Annotated in this window: 17 protein-coding genes and 1 tRNA gene; 14 read left to right on the forward strand and 4 right to left on the reverse strand. The window is 46.6% G+C overall.

Features of this window, described 5'->3' with window-relative positions; all coding sequences use genetic code 11:
- Positions 1 to 9 precede the first annotated feature (9 nt).
- Entirely contained in the window at positions 10 to 1,326 is a 1,317-nt protein-coding gene (locus ACYVI9_RS03860; RefSeq protein WP_460760935.1) for a dihydrolipoamide acetyltransferase family protein, read from the reverse strand.
- Positions 1,327 to 1,573: 247 nt separating this feature from the next.
- Complete coding sequence (locus ACYVI9_RS03865) at positions 1,574 to 2,857, reverse strand: CinA family nicotinamide mononucleotide deamidase-related protein (protein ID WP_460760938.1); 1,284 nt, start codon at positions 2,855 to 2,857, stop codon at positions 1,574 to 1,576.
- Between the two features lie 61 nt (positions 2,858 to 2,918).
- On the opposite strand from ACYVI9_RS03865, the gene ACYVI9_RS03870 reads away from it, so the two are divergent.
- From ACYVI9_RS03870 to ACYVI9_RS03900, 7 genes are all read left to right on the forward strand, one after another.
- Positions 2,919 to 3,812 carry a DUF6528 family protein gene (locus ACYVI9_RS03870; RefSeq protein ID WP_460760940.1) on the forward strand — a complete coding sequence of 298 codons (894 nt, stop codon included), beginning with the start codon at positions 2,919 to 2,921 and terminating at the stop codon, positions 3,810 to 3,812.
- A 31-nt stretch (positions 3,813 to 3,843) separates the two neighbouring features.
- The gene (dacB, locus tag ACYVI9_RS03875; RefSeq protein ID WP_460760943.1) at positions 3,844 to 5,313 is read left to right on the forward strand and encodes a D-alanyl-D-alanine carboxypeptidase/D-alanyl-D-alanine endopeptidase; all 1,470 of its coding nucleotides are present in this window, start codon (positions 3,844 to 3,846) and stop codon (positions 5,311 to 5,313) included.
- A 47-nt stretch (positions 5,314 to 5,360) separates the two neighbouring features.
- Positions 5,361 to 6,344, forward strand: coding sequence for an L-glyceraldehyde 3-phosphate reductase (mgrA, locus tag ACYVI9_RS03880; RefSeq protein WP_460760946.1), 984 nt, complete (start codon positions 5,361 to 5,363; stop codon positions 6,342 to 6,344).
- A gap of 127 nt (positions 6,345 to 6,471) precedes the next feature.
- Positions 6,472 to 7,206 (forward strand): hypothetical protein, encoded by a 735-nt coding sequence (locus tag ACYVI9_RS03885; RefSeq protein ID WP_460760949.1) that lies wholly within the window; start codon positions 6,472 to 6,474, stop codon positions 7,204 to 7,206.
- A gap of 177 nt (positions 7,207 to 7,383) precedes the next feature.
- Positions 7,384 to 9,462 carry a CehA/McbA family metallohydrolase domain-containing protein gene (locus ACYVI9_RS03890; protein ID WP_460760952.1) on the forward strand — a complete coding sequence of 693 codons (2,079 nt, stop codon included), beginning with the start codon at positions 7,384 to 7,386 and terminating at the stop codon, positions 9,460 to 9,462.
- A 128-nt stretch (positions 9,463 to 9,590) separates the two neighbouring features.
- Positions 9,591 to 9,851, forward strand: a complete 261-nt coding sequence (locus tag ACYVI9_RS03895; RefSeq protein ID WP_460760954.1) for a hypothetical protein — start codon at positions 9,591 to 9,593, stop codon at positions 9,849 to 9,851.
- Between the two features lie 672 nt (positions 9,852 to 10,523).
- A complete protein-coding gene (locus ACYVI9_RS03900; protein WP_460760957.1) occupies positions 10,524 to 11,105 on the forward strand; it encodes a hypothetical protein in 582 nt (193 codons plus the stop codon).
- 30 nt (positions 11,106 to 11,135) lie between these two features.
- Here ACYVI9_RS03900 and ACYVI9_RS03905 read toward each other — a convergent pair whose 3' ends face one another.
- Positions 11,136 to 11,369, reverse strand: coding sequence for a TOTE conflict system archaeo-eukaryotic primase domain-containing protein (locus ACYVI9_RS03905; protein ID WP_460760959.1), 234 nt, complete (start codon positions 11,367 to 11,369; stop codon positions 11,136 to 11,138).
- 182 nt (positions 11,370 to 11,551) lie between these two features.
- On the opposite strand from ACYVI9_RS03905, the gene ACYVI9_RS03910 reads away from it, so the two are divergent.
- Positions 11,552 to 11,734, forward strand: a complete 183-nt coding sequence (locus tag ACYVI9_RS03910) for a transposase (protein ID WP_460760962.1) — start codon at positions 11,552 to 11,554, stop codon at positions 11,732 to 11,734.
- Positions 11,735 to 11,861: 127 nt separating this feature from the next.
- Here ACYVI9_RS03910 and ACYVI9_RS03915 read toward each other — a convergent pair.
- A tRNA-Val gene (locus tag ACYVI9_RS03915) sits at positions 11,862 to 11,936 on the reverse strand.
- A 98-nt stretch (positions 11,937 to 12,034) separates the two neighbouring features.
- Here ACYVI9_RS03915 and ACYVI9_RS03920 point away from each other — a divergent pair.
- From ACYVI9_RS03920 to ACYVI9_RS03945, 6 genes are all read left to right on the forward strand, one after another.
- Complete coding sequence (locus ACYVI9_RS03920) at positions 12,035 to 12,598, forward strand: DNA-3-methyladenine glycosylase I (RefSeq protein ID WP_460760964.1); 564 nt, start codon at positions 12,035 to 12,037, stop codon at positions 12,596 to 12,598.
- A gap of 71 nt (positions 12,599 to 12,669) precedes the next feature.
- Positions 12,670 to 14,181 (forward strand): APC family permease, encoded by a 1,512-nt coding sequence (locus tag ACYVI9_RS03925; RefSeq protein ID WP_460760966.1) that lies wholly within the window; start codon positions 12,670 to 12,672, stop codon positions 14,179 to 14,181.
- 337 nt (positions 14,182 to 14,518) lie between these two features.
- Complete coding sequence (locus ACYVI9_RS03930) at positions 14,519 to 15,412, forward strand: prephenate dehydratase (RefSeq protein WP_460760968.1); 894 nt, start codon at positions 14,519 to 14,521, stop codon at positions 15,410 to 15,412.
- On the forward strand, positions 15,403 to 16,584 hold the full coding sequence (locus ACYVI9_RS03935; protein WP_460760970.1) for a pyridoxal phosphate-dependent aminotransferase: 1,182 nt from the start codon (positions 15,403 to 15,405) through the stop codon (positions 16,582 to 16,584). The genes ACYVI9_RS03930 and ACYVI9_RS03935 overlap by 10 nt, the downstream gene beginning before the upstream one ends.
- 5 nt (positions 16,585 to 16,589) lie before the next feature.
- Entirely contained in the window at positions 16,590 to 17,441 is an 852-nt protein-coding gene (locus tag ACYVI9_RS03940; protein ID WP_460760973.1) for a prephenate dehydrogenase, read from the forward strand.
- A gap of 139 nt (positions 17,442 to 17,580) precedes the next feature.
- Positions 17,581 to 18,669 (forward strand): chorismate mutase, encoded by a 1,089-nt coding sequence (locus ACYVI9_RS03945; RefSeq protein ID WP_460760976.1) that lies wholly within the window; start codon positions 17,581 to 17,583, stop codon positions 18,667 to 18,669.
- Positions 18,670 to 18,822: the final 153 nt, after the last annotated feature.

The raw sequence follows: 18,822 nt of genomic DNA on the forward strand, positions 1-18,822 counted from the left end.
CCAAAGTTATTAGAAAGTACCGTCCCGGAAACCTTCCAGTTCCCTTGCCACCGCAGTCACGAAGGAAGCACCCAGGCTGCCATCGATTATCCGGTGATCATAACTCATACTGAGGTACATCATATGCCGGATGGCGATACTGTCACCCTGAGCTGTTTCAATCACTACCGGCCGCTTTTTAATCGCACCCACGGCCATAATGGCCGCCTGGGGCTGATTGATGATGGGCGTACCCATCAGACTACCAAAAGTGCCGACATTGGTCAGCGTAAAACTGCCGCCCTGGGTATCATCGGCTTTGAGTTTTCCGTTTCGGGCAGCATCTGCCAGATGGTTGACCTGTTTGGCCAGTCCGACCAGATTGAGCTGATCAGCATTTTTAATCACCGGTACGATCAGGTTGCCATTGGGCAGCGCCGTGGCCATACCGATATGAATATCTTTTTTCAGAATGATCCGGTCGCCGTCTACCGAACTGTTGATCATCGGGAATTTCTTAATACATCTTACTATAGCTTCGATAAACAGAGGCATAAAAGTAATCTTGGTGCCTTCCCGTTTTTCGAAGTCTTTTTTCACCGAATCCCGCCACAACACAATATTGGTTACATCCGCTTCACTAAAACTGGTAACATGCGGACTGGTTTGCACACTGCGTACCATATGGTCAGCGATCAACCGCCGCATCCGGTCCATTTCAATAATTTCCACATTGTCCGAACTGCTACTGCTATGTTGTACCGCCGGCAATGGTTGGGAAGCGACAGCGCCCGGCGCCGTGGTCGCCTTTCTGCCCTGTTCGATGTATTTGAGCAGGTCATTTTTGGTCACCCGGCCACCACTTCCCGTTCCGGGAATCTGTTCCAGTTCACTCAGTGGAATATTTTCGCTGGCAGCAATATTCAGTACCAGGGGGGAGTAAAATCTACCGCCGGCAACCGGAGCAGGTTTTTCAGTCTTGAGCTGACTGGAAACCACTTCTGCGGTCGTTTCGGCGACTGGTTCGGTTGCTGGCTGGTCTTCTGTGATGGTGGGCGCTGCTTCCCTGGGGGGGGCAGTTGAAAGGGCGTCTGATGCGCTGTCAGCTTCGGTTTGAATCCGGGCAATCACCGTATCGACGGGAACGACATCATTCTCGTTGAAAAGAATTTCTGTAAGGATTCCCTCGGCAGTGCTGGGCACTTCGCTGTCGACTTTATCGGTGGCAATTTCCAGTACCGTTTCATCGACCTGAACGGGGTCGCCTACCTGTTTCAGCCACTTTAAGATCGTGGCCTCCATGATACTTTCGCCCAATTTCGGTAACACCAATTCAACGATTGCCATAAATTATTATTTTATAATCCAATTAAAAACTTCCACCGCACCCTTCAAAGCAACCCGACAAAAATAATGATTTGAACGGGAACGGTATTTCGATTCCAGCCAGCCTTCCCCGTGCAGCCGGAACTTTATGGAAAATGCAGTTTTCACGGTGGATATACCTGCGAAGTACCGTTTGCGTCTTTCACGGGACCTAGGATCCGGATCCTCCCTTCGGGGCAGGAATAGCCGGTAGGGATCATCCGATGATTTACGGCAGTTGCTCACCCAGCATCAACCGGCGCAACAGATTTAAAGTGTGGAGGGCTGTCGTTTGTATATTACGGGTTCTGTCAAAACCGAGATGGAGCTGTTTGGTGCGGATCGACTCTTTGCTGCCTGCGGCGATCCATACGGTGCCCACTGGCTTTGCTTCGCTGCCACCCCCCGGACCCATGATGCCGGATGTGGCAACCGCATAGTCGGTTCCCATAGTGCGGATAGCACCCTGTACCATTTGTTGTGCGGTAGTTTCACTGACTGCGCCCACCGTTTTCAGTACCTGAGGATCAACGCCAAGCACTTGTTCTTTGATCTCGTTGCTATAAGCCACCACGGTTCCTTTATAATAGTCGGAAGAACCGGGGATACTGGTGACCAGGTGTGCGATCAATCCGCCTGTACAACTTTCAGCGGAAGCCATCGATTTGCCCTGTTCCTTCAGTATTTTTCCAACGATGACTTCCAGTGGATCATCGTTTTCTGCTATGATTATGGCAGCCAGCAGGGTTTTCATAGTCTGGAAATGCGTTTCCATTTCCATTTCCAGCAGGGACCGCTCGGTTCCTTTACCAGTCAGTCGCAGTTTTACCATACCATAGCCCGGCAGATAAGCCAGCCGGATATGTGCCGGGAGTGCCTTTTCAAAATCTTCAAGGCGGGCTGCTACGCTGGATTCGCCCATGCCGAAAGTGGATAACACTTTATGGACTACCTGAAAACCACCGAAACCTGCGCTGAGCCTGGGCATTAGTTCATCCGTAACAATTTTTTTCATTTCATAGGGTACGCCCGGCAGGGAAACGACGACTGTTTTCTGACCCTGGTTATCGGTCCGCTCCAGCCACATACCGGCAGCAGTGCCATGTGCATTGTGCAGTACCGTGCATCCCTGTGGCAGATCTGCCTGTTGCTGCTGGATTTCCGGTAGCGGCCCTTCACGTTTATAAACATTCCTGAATAAGTCTTCCAGATGTGCCAGGACCTGATGATTACGCACCAGGGGCGCCTTAAAGTAGTCACTGAGCAGGGGCTTGGTGAGATCGTCGGCAGTAGGTCCCAGACCTCCCGTGATAATAATCAGTCGGGATTGCCGTACCTCTTCGTCCAGGGCCTGCCACATATCTTCATAGACATCGCCCACCGCCACCCTACGGCGTACCCAGATACCGGCTTTGTTCAGTTCCTGGCCGATAAAAGCACTATTGGTGTCGATCGTCTGACCAATCAGCAGTTCGTCGCCGACTGTGATGATTGAGGCATTTATTTCATTCATTTGGAGAAAGTTTAAAACAAATATCTTTGAAATATTGAAAATTTAAAAAGCAATTCCTGAAATGAAAATTCTTCTCAGCTGGAAGCTACTGTATTTTTTAATGGTAATGGGTTTGTTTCCGGTGGGTGTCCGCGCACAGCAGCGCCTGGTCCTTTGCGGTGGCGATCAGGTACGAATCCTGGATGTAGCGAGTTCTGACAGCACAGCGGGAAAAACGATCTGGGCGTGGAAGGTGTCGGAAGCCAGTGAAATACCTGCCGCATATCAGCGGTTGCTGATTCCGCTGGATGAGTGTAAGCCGGTGGATCAGGGTAGAAAATTGCTGCTGACTTCTTCGGGAGGCGCCGTCATCTTATTGGATACCGCCACCCGTAAAATATTGTTCTATGCCAGGGTGCCGATGGCACATAGCGCCGAGCTGCTACCGGGTGATCTTGTAGCAGTGGCTTTGTCCACCCATAAAAAAGGCAATAGCCTGGAAATCTACGACCTGAACCAACCGGAAAACTGCCTGTGGAGAGACAGCCTGTATTCGGGGCATGGTGTCATCTGGAATGCTGAAACAAAAAGGTTGTATGCGCTGGGATTTGACCAGCTTCGGTCGTACCGGTTGGCAGGAAAATCAGGCGCGCCTTCACTGAAGCAGGAGGCTGTCTGGACCTTGCCCGACGAAGGAGGGCACGACCTGACCGCCATAGGCAAAGACGCCTTGCTGGTCAGTACCCATGAAAATGTCTATCGTTTCAACCTGGAGACAGGAAAATTTACCGTATTCGTGCCCCTGCAGGGCCGGCATAATATAAAATCGGCGAATTTTGAGCCGGGTTCGGAAAAGCTGGTATACACCATCGCGGAGGAAAGCTGGTGGACCCATAATATTTATTTAAATACAAAACCGGCGCGGATACCTATCCCGGATCTTCGGGTCTATAAGGTGCGTGTCATTCAATGGTAAATTATATTCAAACAGGTAAATCAGGTTGCAGATGTATGAAGTTATCAGAAGATTTTTCATAAGGTCGTTCATAAGTAAATCAGTTAGTGCAGAAGGAAGGCACTCTTACCGGCAGCTTCCTGCAGTCGGATGGCTCTGCTGTATTTTATTACTGCTGCCCGCATCCGTTGTGCTGGGGCAGACCGGAAAAAAACTGGCAGCTGCCATGGAACAATTTAATAAGGACGACCAGCTTCGGTTTGCCAGTGTGGGATTCTACGTGGTCAATGCGGCAACCGGGGCAGAGGTATTGAATCAGCAGGGACTTACAGGTCTGGCAACGGCTTCTACCGAAAAGATCGTGACGGCTGCAACAGCTTTTGAAGTTCTGGGCAAGGATTATCGTTATGCTACCAGGTTTGGTATTTTGGAACGACAGGGCAAGCGGGGACTGTATATTGAAGCTTCTGGTGATCCCACCCTGGGCAGCTGGCGTTGGGAATCCACCAAAGAATCGGTCATACTGGATCGCCTGAAGGCTGCATTGAAGGAAAAGCAGGTATCGAAACTGGATTTTATTTGTATCAGTCAGAAAAACTGGAGTGCGGAACAGGGGATTCCGGATGGCTGGATATGGCAGGATCTGGGGCAATACTACGGGGCCGGGGCCAGGGGGTTGAATTGGCGGGAGAACCAGTTTGATCTGGTCCTGCAGTCTGGTGCCACCACGGGCAGTCAGGTTAAGATTCTCAAGACCATTCCCCGGCTTTATAATTATGAGATTGTTTCAGAAGCAATTGCGGCGGGGCCCCAAAGCAGTGATAACAGCTATTTATACTATCCCTCAGATGGCCGTTCTGCCGGCGTCCTGAAGGGAACGATCCCATCCGGTAAAAGCAGTTTTACCATTTCCGGTTCAATGTATGATCCCGCCGGACAACTCGCCCGGACCATACAGCAGGAACTGAAAGATCAGGTGAGCCTGCCCGCCGGTGCCATTGAAATCACCGATCAACGGTATGCCGGCGCCGATTGGTTATTTACCCACCAATCGCCCTCCCTGTCAAAGATCATCTACTGGTTCCTGAGAAAAAGCATCAACCTGTATGGAGAAGCCCTGCTGAAGACCATCGGTCTGCATCAGAAAGGCGCGGCCACAACTGACAACGGTATTGAGGCGATTCAGGCCTACTGGAAAGATAAAGGTATCGATACGGAAGAACTGCATCTATATGATGGTTCGGGACTATCTCCGCAAAACCGGATTACACCTCATGCACAGGTGGCGATATTGCGCTACAGCCGTGACCGGCCCTGGTTCACCGATTTTTATGAAGCCTTCCCTTTTTACAATGACATGAAAATGAAAAGCGGTACCATTAACCGGGTTAAGGGTTTTACAGGATACCAAAAGTCACGGGATGGAAATACTTATATTTTTTCGATGCTGATCAATAATTATAACGGCAGTCAGTACACATTGATCCGCAAAATGTATAAAGTATTGGATGAGTTGAAGTAGCTGTTGCAACTCATTAAACCCAATTGTAAACAGATAATTAAAAAACCATGAAATTTTCAGCAAATAGATACCAGCAGATGCAATACCGCCGTTGTGGAAATTCCGGTCTCATGCTGCCGGCAATTTCATTGGGCCTCTGGCATAATTTCGGAGATGTGGATGATGTAAAAGTCTACCGGCGGACCCTGCATACGGCTTTTGATAATGGCATTACCCATTTTGATCTGGCGAATAATTACGGTCCGCCACCCGGCTCGGCAGAGACCAATTTCGGCAAACTGCTGCACAGTGATTTCAGAAGTCACCGGGATGAACTGATCATCTCTACCAAAGCCGGATACACCATGTGGCCGGGGCCTTATGGAGACTGGGGGTCCCGTAAATATCTGGTGAGCAGTCTTGACCAGAGTCTGCAGCGGATGAAACTGGACTATGTTGATATTTTTTATCACCACCGACCTGATCCGGATACCCCGCTGGAGGAAACCATGAGTACCCTGGATTTAATCGTGCGTCAGGGAAAGGCCCTTTATGTGGGGCTTTCCAATTACCAGGTGCCGGAAGCCCGAAAGGCTTTTGCGCTGCTGAAGAAAATGGGCACGCCCTGTTTGATTCACCAGCCAAAGTATTCCATGTATGAACGCTGGGTCGAAGGTGGATTGCTGGATCTGCTGGGAAAGGAGGGCGTAGGATGCATACCGTTTTCACCATTGGCGCAGGGCCTGCTGACCAACCGGTATCTCAAGGGAATTCCCCGGAAGTCCCGTGCTGCTAAAAAGCATGGCTTTCTTAAAAAGGAAGTCATTACACCGGATATGATTGCACAGTTACAAAAGTTAAATAACCTTGCAGAAATTCGGGGGCAAAGTCTGGCCCAAATGGCCCTGGCCTGGCTGTTAAAAGATCAGAGAATTACTTCGGTATTGGTAGGTGCCAGCAGTCCGGAACAGCTGAAAGATTCCTTACAGAGCCTGGATCGACTCGAGTTTGAGAAAAAGGAACTCGAAGCCATAGAATTAATCTTGCGCTGACAATAATCAGTAGTGAATTACGTTTTGTATAAGGATGGTTTATTCTGAAGTCACAGTTGTGTTGGTTTCAGGTAAAGGAGAAGTTTAACCTTGCCACAGGCCATTTAATAACATTAAATCTTTGCCGATGAAATGCCGTATGATTGCCCTGGTCCTGCTTTTACCTATTGCCGCTGTTTTGTTGGCAATGCGTGGACAAAAACAACAACAAGCGAATTTTGAGAAGGATACCATAGTTGGTGCCTGGACGGCGGAATGGGGAGGCCAGCAGTTTGTGCTGCTGTTCCAGGATGGTTACTGCATGTTTACCCAGTTCAAAGGCCGGCAGTTTGTAGCGAGTTCCGGTGGGCCTTATACGGTCGGCGATGACAGCATTACCATTACAACCCAGTTCAACAGTGCAAATAAATCGGATATGGGCCAATCTCATTCTTATGGATACAAATTATCCGGAGATGCACTTACCACCCTGGTGGAAGGTTATGAAATGAAATGGACCCGGGCAGACGCCGGTAGTGATAAACTGGCTGGTAACTGGCGGATTACGCAAAGAAAGCAGGGGGATCAGATGGTGGATATGCCGCTACGGGCCCGACGTACCCTGAAACTGCTTACGGCTACCCGTTTTCAGTGGGCGGCCATCAATATTGAAACCGGTGAGTTTTCGGGTACCGGTGGCGGTACTTATAGTTTTGAGAACGGAAAGTACACAGAGCATATTGAATTCTTCTCCCGGGACAGTTCCAGGGTAGGGATGTCGCTGACTTTTGACGGTAAACTGGAGAACGGTAAATGGATTCATTCCGGAAAAAGTTCCAAAGGCGCTCCGATTTATGAAGTCTGGAGCCGGATGGAAAAATAAGTAGACGCCTGATTTCAGCTGGATGTGGAAACTTGATTTTACCCCCGCAAAACTTTGCGTTTGATAAGGCTATCAACGATCATTTTAAATATACCAATCAACGCATCTTCTGTCCTGTAACGCAGTTGATGCGCTGTAAAGCCCGCGAAATTTTACTTTTAGATCTATCTTTTACATATGAAGAAATTTTTATTATTACTGGCCACCTGTGGATGGCTGGCCCTGGAAGCACAACCTCCCATTAATATTGAACAGTACCCGAACAATGGCGCCAAAGTAAAAGCCGAAAAAGGACTGCTCACCATCAATTGGGATGCGGGATCTTCCAACAGAGCGGAAATGGTCCTTGATCTGCATACCGGGATGCCGTTAATCAGCCGTATCGCATCCGGCAGCTCCTCAAAAATGCAAACGGTTATACAGGGACTGGATCCGGTATTCATCCTTCGTGTGGGAAAGCGGACCCTCTCACCGGAAAGCGGCGGTTGGGATGTGTTTTTTGACAAAGTGCCGGAACGGCCCTACACCACTCAAACGATCCAATTGGAGAAATCCGGGGCTACGGTCACATCCAGAGGTGCGGCCCTGATTGTAAAAGTGCAGGGCCTTAAGACAGAAGGTTTTTCCGGTCATCTTGAATTCAGTTTTTATAATGGCAGTCCGTTGTTTAATATCGCAGCAGTTATCGCCACCCAGAAAGATTCAACCGCAATACTTTATGATGCCGGACTGGTAAATAAAAAGGAAAATTGGCAACAGATTGCCTGGGCTGATGTGCAGGATGAGCTCCGGCACAGGAATGTGACACCGGTGTCTCCTTCGGTCAATCAGGAAGTAAAATACCGTACGATTATTGGAATGACCCCCAAAGGAAGTCTGGCTGTATTTCCAGCACCCCATCAATACTTTTATCCCCTGGATGAAGCTTTCAATCTGAAGTTCACCTGGTATGGAAAAGGTTATCTGGATCGCGTGGATGATTTTGGCATCGGTATTCGACAGGAACCGGAAGGGGATCATCGCTATGTGCCCTGGTTTAACGCCCCTCCGAATACGGATCAGCGCCTGAATTTCTTTTGTTTGGTGAGCAATCAGGGACCTGAGTCCGTTTTAAAGGAAGTTAAGCGTTATACGCACAATGACCGGTTTGCGAAATTGCTAGGTTATAAAACTTTTGCCTCTCATTTCCACAATGAATTTATTATTACCGATGTCATGCCCGGCAAACCTGTTCCCGAAAAACCGGAATTTGTAGATGTTTTAAAGGATATGGGTCTGGATATTGTCAAACTCGCAGAGTTCCATATGGGCGGTCACCCCCGCGGACCGGACTCTATCCGTCTGGTAGAACTCAAAGCGCTGTTCGATCAAACCCGACGTCTTTCGGACAAAGACTTTTTATTGTTGCCAGGTGAAGAAGCTAATAATTTTTATGGTGGTCACTGGCTGGCTTTCTTTCCAAAACCCATATACTGGATCATGTCCAGAAAGCCGGAAGCTCCCTTTGAAACTGAGGTGCCCGGCTATGGGAAAGTATACCGGGTAGGTAATAAGGAAGAAATGCTGCGGCTGCTGGAAAAGGAGCAAGGGCTGGCCTGGGTTGCTCATGCGCGGACCAAAGGCTCCACCGGTTATCCGGATAAATACAAGGACGAAGATTTTTTCAAGTCGGATACTTATTTTGGCGCAGCCTGGAAAGCGATTCCGGCGGATCTTTCCTGGCCATCTCTGAGCCACAGGGTATTGGATCTGATGGACGACATGGCCAACTGGGGTTATCGGAAGTACGCGATCGGGGAATCTGATATGTTTACAATTACCTTTCAGAATGAAATGTATGCCCATGTAAACGTCACTTACTTGAAGCTGGATCAGATACCGGATTACCGACAGGGTTGGGCCCCCGTACTGGATGCCATGCGTCAGGGAAAATTTTTTGTTTCTACAGGGGAACTATTGATTCCATCATTTTCTGTCAATGGCAAAACTTCAGGGGAGGTATTACAACTCAAAGATCCGGCAAAAGCAGTCGTAGAGGCGGAACTTGACTGGACCTTTCCGCTGCGCTATGTGGAAATCGTTTCCGGTGATGGGCATCAGGTGTATCGACAGAAAATTAATTTGGAAGATACCCGGTCCTTTGGTAAACAGCAATTCAGCTGGCCGGTAGATCTGACTGGTAAAAAATGGGTACGGATCGAAGGCTGGGATATTGCCGCCAATGGGGCCTATACACCGATGGTATGGCTGAAGTGAAGACCGGTAATGAACTTTACAGTTTCAAATTATTAGAAAATAATATCCGGCGGCACTGTGTGTAGTTTATGGCCCGATCTTGGTAGTTTTTCATTAGTATGAAGTATTAATATTTTAAAACTTTCATTATGAATGAAGCATTTCAGGAGCGAAGTTTTTCGGTAGAAGCCAGTTTCAATAGCAGCCAACGGCGACTTCAGGTACAAACTGCTGAAACCAGCGATGGTATCGAGTTTTATAAATGTAGCGAAACTGACAAGGATCTGACCTGGCTGCGAAAGGAAATGGATCAATGGAAGCAGATTTGGGGTGAGCTAAACAATGAAGCGATCGAGGCCATTGGTACGGCGATTGACGCAGAACTGGAACAGGAGAAAAACGAATTGTAGTTCGAATGGTACGAGAGGCGATGTTGCCGGATGAGCGTTCGGGTCATTTGAATATTGCAACTGAGGGAACCTTTACGAAAAAACGTCCCTTTACAGAATTATTAACCAGAACTTACAAAAGATAAGCGCATGCTGCTTTCATAAAAGTTCGGCGCTGCGCAAAGATGGGGTGCAGGGTAAGGCGCCTGCACAGGAATCCACTCTTTCTATAATGGCCCTGATTTTATCATTGTTCTGATATATAAATTTATAAAATAATATTATTTGTATATATATACTGTACAATGTGCTTGTAGGTATAAAAATAATTGCTATAAATATACTTTTTAAGTGAAATATTATGTAATTACGTTATGGTATTAGTTTGTTCTTATATTACTATTGTCAGTTATTAAGAAAAATAACAGATAATAATGTAGTTAAACAAACCTATTATATTGTGCCATGAACTTATAAAAAGTATCTAACTTTTATAAGTGCAATCTCTCCGAATCTGAAATTTTGATATATTGATGATTTTGGTAGGGATTGGTTGGTAATCGCTCGCGTTTTCCTTTTATAAAAGGTTCAAACGTGGGCGTTCTTTTTTTAGGATTGGTGCATGTAAATACTTTGTACATGCTCCGTTGTAATCGGGAGCACAAAATATTACCCGATAAAATTATTAATGTTATGGAAACCCTTACCAGCAACAGAAAGCGTTTTTACAAACCCTTGCATAATATCGGCCAGACCGGTAATCGACCCGCGTATATCTTATGGGAAATCTTTTGTGCTTGTCACCTGGATGAATTGACGCAGGAACTTCAATACTGGCAACGTCTGGCTTTATGTAATGATGAAAGTGCTTATAGCGAAAGTGGCGCGCGGGAGGACTTGATGGATTTTATGCAACAGCTACTCAGGCTCATTGAGGCTTTTCATATTTTAAATGATAGACTAAACGCGGGCAGGAAGCGAAAACTAGAAAATGGATTGTCAAAAGAGGCGCGGGTAATGGGTACTAAAACAAATATTCCGAACCTTCTGACTGCCGAAGAAACGGAAAATCCATTGCAGGTGATCAAACAATTCTGTAAGATGTTTAGCCGATTCTATGCGCAGATGGAATTGTTGGATATGTTAGATGCAGTAATTAATTACAAGGGGGAGAAGGAAATACACAAAGGGAATCTGGTATGGTTCTATGAGGCGACGGGTGTACTGATAAACCTGGCCTACAAAATGTACAGGCATAAGAAAAAGCCGACTTAATTGCCAATTCTCCTTTTGGAAAAATCCCAACTAATCCATGAGCGGCAAATATTTTTTATCAACGTAGTTTTGAAAAGTACCACCTTTCATTTTGTGAGCCCTGTATCGGTAGGGATCGTAAAAATAAGCATGCATATAACCACTTTTGGTTTCGCCGCCAGGTGAACGAGCCGGGATTTCCCGACAAGTTGCAAATACATCTTCCCTGCCTCTGAAATGGGAGCGGAATAATGTAATCTTTTTATTGAAGTCCTGGTCAAACAAATTAACATCATTCTTTATAAAGATAAATATTGTCGATTTTATGGTCTGTATACTGCATTGTGATTTTATATATTGTCACCTTTTATAAAAAATAAGTGACAATAATTTTATATAAAAATTGAAAAAATCGGCGCACAGCGTCATATTTTCCATCGTTCCAGGCCGTCCCTGAAATCGGCAACATGAAAGATATTAAAAGCCCGCGACAACATCATTATAATGATATCCTCAATTACTTCAATAAGCGTAGTACAAACGCTTCAGCTGAATCATTTAATGCTAAGATAAAAGCCTTTAGAAATCAGTTCAGAGGCGTCAGGGATACGAGGTTCTTCCTGTTCAGATTATCAAATATTTTTGGCTAAATCCCCAGGTTTTGTATTTGATCCGGAAAAAAACGAAAATAGTTATTCACAAAATAATATGTCTCAAAACATGTCTCAAACAAAAAAGCAGTTACAAATTTTAATTTGTAACTGCTTGATTTTCAGGTGGGAGTTGACGGGCTCGAACCGCCGACCCTCTGCTTGTAAGGCAGATGCTCTGAACCAACTGAGCTAAACTCCCTTTAAATAGAATCCCGATTTTAAAATCGGGAGTGCAAAGATAAGGGATGAAATTATTAAGTGCCAAAAAATATTGGAGAATTTTCCCCAAATTGCAGCATGGCAAGTTTTTACTGCGATTTCGTTCAAAAAAAGGGCAAGGGGACCGTTCATGAACACTATCATGACCACGAATATGGTTTTCCATTGGAAGACGATAATGCACTATTCGCCCGGCTGGTTTTGGAGATTAACCAGGCCGGATTGAGCTGGGAAACAATCTTGAAAAAGAAAGATAATTTTTTTAAGGCATACGACCAGTTTGATATTCAGAAAGTGAGCCGGTACTCATCCCGGAAATTCGACCAGCTAATGCAGGATTCGGGCATCATACGCAACCGGCTCAAAATTAATGCGGCGATTGAAAATGCCAGGACCATAAAGGCTATCCAGAAGGAACAGGGTTCTTTTAAAAAATGGCTGGACTTCCATCATCCCCTGAGCAGGGAGCAATGGACCCGACTTTTTAAAAAGACATTTAAATTTACGGGTGGGGAAATTGTCAACGAATTTTTAATGAGTACGGGGTACTTACCCGGATGCCATAGCGAGGACTGTCCGGTCTACAAAAAGATTCTTCGGCTCAAACCCATGTGGATGGGGGCGAAGCAACCCATTTCCTGAGAAATATTTTACCTATAGGACAATTTTCAGCATTAAATCCTATCTTTCTCAATCTTAAACGAAACAACCATATGTCTGGAGAGAAATTTAAACAATCGCTGAGTTTATTTGATGGTACCATGATTGTTGCCGGGTCGATGATTGGATCCGGTATTTTTATTGTAAGTGCTGATATGACCCGTAATGTGGGCAGTGCCGGATGGCTGATCGCACTTTGGATCATTACCGGACTGATGACTGTTTTTGCAGCAGTTACCTACGGAGAACTATCCTCCATGTTTCCCAAAGCAGGTGGCCAGTATGTTTATCTGAAAGAAGCTTATAATCCCTTTACGGGTTTTTTATACGGCTGGAGCTTTTTTTCGGTTATACAGACCGGTACCATTGCCGCCGTGGGTGTCGCGTTTAGTAAGTTTGCAGGCTATTTTATACCGGCACTCAGCCTCGCTGAAGAGAATATAATCTGGCAGGCGGGATGGTTTAAATTGTACCCTGCCCAACTGGTTTCGATCATCCTGGTCATTTTTCTGACCTATGTTAATACCCGGGGCATCAAAGACGGCAAAAGAATCCAGTCGGTGTTTACCGTTACCAAGCTTTTTTCTTTGTTTATTCTAATTGTTTTCGGGCTTTTACTGGCGTCCAATTCGGATATCTGGAATCAGAACTGGGCTACGGGTTTTAATATGCAGTTTACGCAGGCAGCGACGGATACCGGCACAGGCCAGTCCGGCTGGTCGATGTTGCAAACGCCCGCTACAATGATCGTGGCCATAGGCCTGATTAGTTCCGCGATGGTCGGATCGGTGTTCAGCAGCGTCGCCTGGGAAAACGTGACTTTTGTGGCCGGTGAAATCAAGAATCCCAAAAGAAATGTGGGTATGAGCCTGTTTCTGGGTACCCTGATCGTTACCCTGGTATATGTACTCACCAATATTATGTATGTTGCCGTGCTGCCCTTGTTTCCGGATGCAGCTGCGGGGGGGATTCCATTCGTTACGGCTGATATGAATGTTCCCAATATTGCTTTTGCCCGGGAGGATCGGGTAGCCACTGCTGCCGCCACCAATATTTTCGGAACCTATGGTGCAGCGGTTATTGCTGTCATGATCATGATCTCCACATTTGGATGTAATAACGGTCTGATTCTGACGGGTGCGCGTGTGTATTACACAATGGCTAAAGACCGGCTGTTTTTACCCCAGGCAGGAACCCTGAACAAAAATGCCGTGCCCCAATGGGCCCTGTGGGCGCAGTGCATCTGGGCCAGTCTCCTTTGTCTCAGTGGTAAATACGGATTGCTGCTGGATTATGTTGTTTTTATTACCCTGGTCTTTTATATACTGACCATTATTGGTGTATTTCGTTTGCGAAAGACCCGCCCGGATCAGGAACGGCCTTATAAAGCTTTCGGTTATCCGGTGATACCCATTATTTATTTGTTGATGGCGGGGACCATGGCAGTAGGACTCCTGTATGCTAAACCCGTAACATCGCTCGCCGGCCTGGGTATCGTAGCAGTCGGCATACCGATTTACTTTTTCTTCATGAATAAATCCAAAAAGGATACTGTGGCTGTCTGATGACCGTCCAGGAGCGCCGGTTATTCGAAAGGCATCTGATTCTACCGGGACAACCAGATCAAAAAAAACAAACGGTTGTTTGTTCCTGATATTTTTATTTGTCAATTCATCGATAGTTTTTATATTCGCAGCGCAAATGAATTCAACACGATTTTTTACCGGCTTTTATTTTAGCTTCTTTTTTGAAATGAAGCCGGGCATCCTGTAGTTGAACTCAAACAGATATACGATAAAAAAGAATCAACATAGAAATCCCGGCAACAATTGCCGGGATTTTTTTAGGGCCTGCCGGAACCATCTGGAACCTGACAGAACCTGAGAAAGATCAATAATAATTATGACCGCAGAGAAAGTTATTCAGGAAGACAAAAAAGTATCGACGGCCTCAGCCGTTGAAGCGCCTGCACCGCATTTGGCCATTCAAGGCTATGAAGGTAGTTTTCATCAGCAGGCAGCGCAGGTGTTTTATGGCAAACAGGCGACGGTTGAATGTTGCGATACTTTTAAGGAAGTGATTATCGCGGCCAAGGACCGTAAAAGAACGAATGGCTGTGTGATGGCTATCGAGAATTCTTTGGCTGGCAGCATTCTGCCAAACTATAACCTGCTGCAGTCCAGTAACCTCAAAATAGTCGGAGAGGTGTACTTGCAGATCAACCAAAATCTGCTGGTCAACCAGGATGTGGAACTGGAAGACATCCGGGAAGTGCATTCCCATACCATGGCGCTTCAGCAATGTTATGAGTTTCTGGACCAGTTCAAATGGAAATTGGTGGAGACGGATGACACAGCCCTCAGCGCTAAACATATCAGTCAGTATAAAAGTAAACATATTGCCGCTATCGCCAGCACCCTGGCGGCGGAGATTTACGATCTGAAAGTGATTGCTCCCAAAATACAGACGCAACGGAAGAATTATACCCGTTTTCTGGTGCTGAAACGACCGGAAGATATTATCGAGCCGCAAACGGGAAATAAGGCCTCGATTAATTTTCAAACCATCCATAAGGACGGTGCCCTGGCGCGTGTACTGGGTGTCATGGCTATTCACAAAGTGAATCTTTCCAAGTTGCAGAGTTTTCCCATACCGGGGTCGGAGTTTAAATACCAGTTTCACGCGGACCTGGAATTTGATCAGTTGAAAACTTTTGAGCGGGTTGTAGAAAAATTAAAGAAGTTCACGGAAGAGATCAAAATTTACGGCATTTATAATAAAGGTATATGGAAGTAGCAAAAAGATTACAGGGGGTCGGAGAATATTATTTCTCCAAAAAATTACGGGAGATTGATGAACTGAACCGTCAGGGTAAAGCCATTTTGAATCTGGGTATCGGTAGCCCGGACCTGCCGCCGCACCCCGCTGTGGTGGAAAAACTAAATGAGATGGCAAGTCAGCCCCAGGTTCACGGCTATCAAAACTATAAGGGCAGTCCGATACTCAGAAAAGCGTTTGCCGACTGGTATGCTCGATGGTATGGAGTGATTTTGGATCCCGAAACCGAGATCCTGCCACTGATCGGCAGCAAGGAGGGGATCATGCATATTTGTATGACTTATCTGAATGAAGGCGACTACGCCCTGGTCCCTAACCCTGGTTACCCGACCTATCGTAGTAATGTTACAATTGCCGGCGGTATTTGTGTTGACTATGAATTGAAGGAAGAGAATCAATATCAGCCGGACTTTGAAATCCTCGAAGCCCAGATACAGAAATTGAATGCGTCAGGAAACCGGGTGAAACTCTTTTTTGTGAACTATCCCCAAATGCCAACCGGGCAGGCCCCGGATTTGCAGGTGTTTGAAAAACTGATCGCTTTTGCCCGGAAGCATCAATTGTTGATTGTTCATGACAATCCTTACAGTTTTATCCTAAATGAGCACCCTGTTAGTTTGTTGAGCCTTCCGGGTGCCCGGGAGGTTGCGGTTGAACTGAATTCCCTAAGTAAATCTCATAATATGGCCGGCTGGCGGGTCGGTGTATTGTGCGGAGCTGCCGAGAGAATCAATGAAGTTTTACGCTTTAAATCCAATATGGACAGCGGTATGTTCCTCCCGCTGCAATTGGCTGCCGCGCAGGCATTAAGTCTGGATAAGGAGTGGTTTGAAACTGTCAATACCGTTTATCGTACCCGACGCCAGAAAGTGTATGAGTTATTGGACTTACTGGGTTGCACCTATTCCAAAGATCAAATCGGTATGTTTCTTTGGGCCCGGATTCCGGCGCAGTACAAAGATGGGTATGCCCTCGCCGATGAGGTACTGTATCAGGCTGCAGTATTTATAACGCCGGGCGGTATTTTCGGGTCGGCAGGAGATGGTTATATCCGCATCAGCCTATGCGGGGGCATTGAACGGTTTGAGCAGGCGATACTACGAATCAGAGAGCATTTAATAAAGCCATAATTATCATGAACAACCGTAAAAAAATTGCAATAGTAGGGGTTGGACTGATCGGCGGCTCCATGGCGCTCCAGCTTCACGAAAAAAAGCTGTCATCGCGGCTTATTGGCGTTGAAGCGAGCGCTGCGCATGCACAGGAAGCCATTGACACTGAACTGGTGGATGAGATTTTACCGCTGGATCAGGCGGTTGAACAGGCGGATGTGATTGTACTGGCCATACCGGTCAATATACAGGTTCAAATGTTGCCTCAGGTACTGGACCAGGTAACTGATCAGATTGTAATTGATCTGGGATCCACCAAGTTCGATCTGATAGAAGCCGTAAAGGACCATCCCAAAAGAGGCCGGTATGTTGCGACGCACCCGATGTGGGGTACAGAATACAGTGGCCCGAAGGCTGCTGTCAGAGGCGCGTTTGAAGGTAAAGCCGTCATTCTCTGCAATCGGAATCAGAGCGATCCGGATGCTTTGGAGTGGGTGGAAAAAATGTACCGGAAAATAGGTATGCGGATCGTTGATATGGATGCCCGTGCACATGATTTGCACGTGGCCTATGTAAGTCATATATCACATATCACGTCCTTTGCACTGGCCAATACCGTCTTGGAAAAGGAAAAGGTTGAATCTGCAATTTTTGAAATCGCTTCTGCAGGTTTTGAAAGCACTGTGCGTCTTGCCAAAAGTAACCCTGAAATGTGGGTGCCCATCTTCATGCAAAACAGGCAGAATATTCTGGAAGTGCTGGGTGAACATATCAAGCAGCTTACTGCATTCCGACAAAGTATCGAAAACAGCGATGGTGCTCATTTACAGGCGCTGATAAAGGACGCCAATAAAATAAAAAGAATCATAAAATAAAAGTAAATTTGCGGCTCCGGTTCTTAAAAAGGCTGATTTTGGAGCGGCAGCAAAGGAATTCAGGTAATAATTTATTCAACAGCAGTTTCCGGGGCAGCCAGAAGGCGATTGAATCGGGACAAAAAACAAAAAGTATCCAATGAGTACTGAGCAAGCAACAGCAAAAGAAAAAATACAGGAAATATGGGCCAAACGCCCCCTGATCATCAGCGGTCCCTGTAGTGCAGAAACCGAAGAACAGGTGATCGAAACAGCCAAGCAGCTGGCCGCCACCGGTAAAGTAAATGTTTTAAGAGCGGGCATCTGGAAACCCCGTACCAAACCCGGCATGTTCGAGGGAATAGGTGCCAAAGGGTTACCCTGGATGCAGAAAGCCAAGGAAATTACCGGTCTGCCGACGGCAGTGGAAGTCGCCACAGCCAAACAAGTGCAGGATGCATTAACATTTGATGTTGATATTCTGTGGATCGGTGCCCGTACAACGGTGAACCCTTTCAGTGTTCAGGAAGTAGCAGATGCCCTGCGAGGTGTGGACGTTCCTGTATTGGTCAAGAATCCTATCAATCCCGATATCGAATTGTGGAGCGGGGGCGTGGAACGGATCGCCAGGGCAGGCATTAAAAACCTGGGCCTGATTCACCGTGGATTTTCTTCCTATGGTAATACCCAATACCGCAATGCACCCATGTGGCACCTGGCTATTGAAATGAAACTCAAATATCCAGAATTACCAATCATCAATGACCCTTCCCATATTTGCGGAAAACGTGACAATCTGATGGACGTATCTCAGAAAGCCATTGACCTGGATTATGATGGTCTGATGATCGAATCTCATCTGGATCCTGATAATGCATGGAGCGACGCCAAACAACAGGTAACACCTCAACGCCTCAGTGAGATGCTGGATGCTATTATCTGGAGAAAGGAAGACGTGGATAATAAAGATTTTCATCAGGCCCTGGAGAAACTCCGGCAGCAGATCAATAACCTGGATGATGAAATGCTTCAGATCCTGGCACAACGTATGAAGATCGCTGACCAGATTGGACAATATAAAAAGGACAATAATATTACAGCCCTGCAACCCAGTCGCTGGCAGGAAATTATTGATAAAACGATCCCCCGCGGTGAGAAACTGGGCCTCAGCAAAGAGTTCCTGAATAAGTATCTGGACGCGGTGCATCTGGAGAGCATCAATCATCAGAAGCATATCATGGACGCCTGATGCAGGAATTCAGGGCCGGTAACGCTGAACGGATATTCCCGGTCTGGTAGTCGAATATCGGATGCCGGACGCCGGACGCGGAAGGCCTGACCTACAGTTTTGTCCTGCACCGGGATCTCTAGTTTTTAAATCCTTATTCTGCTGAATCAGTGG

It is taken from the genome of Niabella terrae (genome assembly GCF_054783135.1).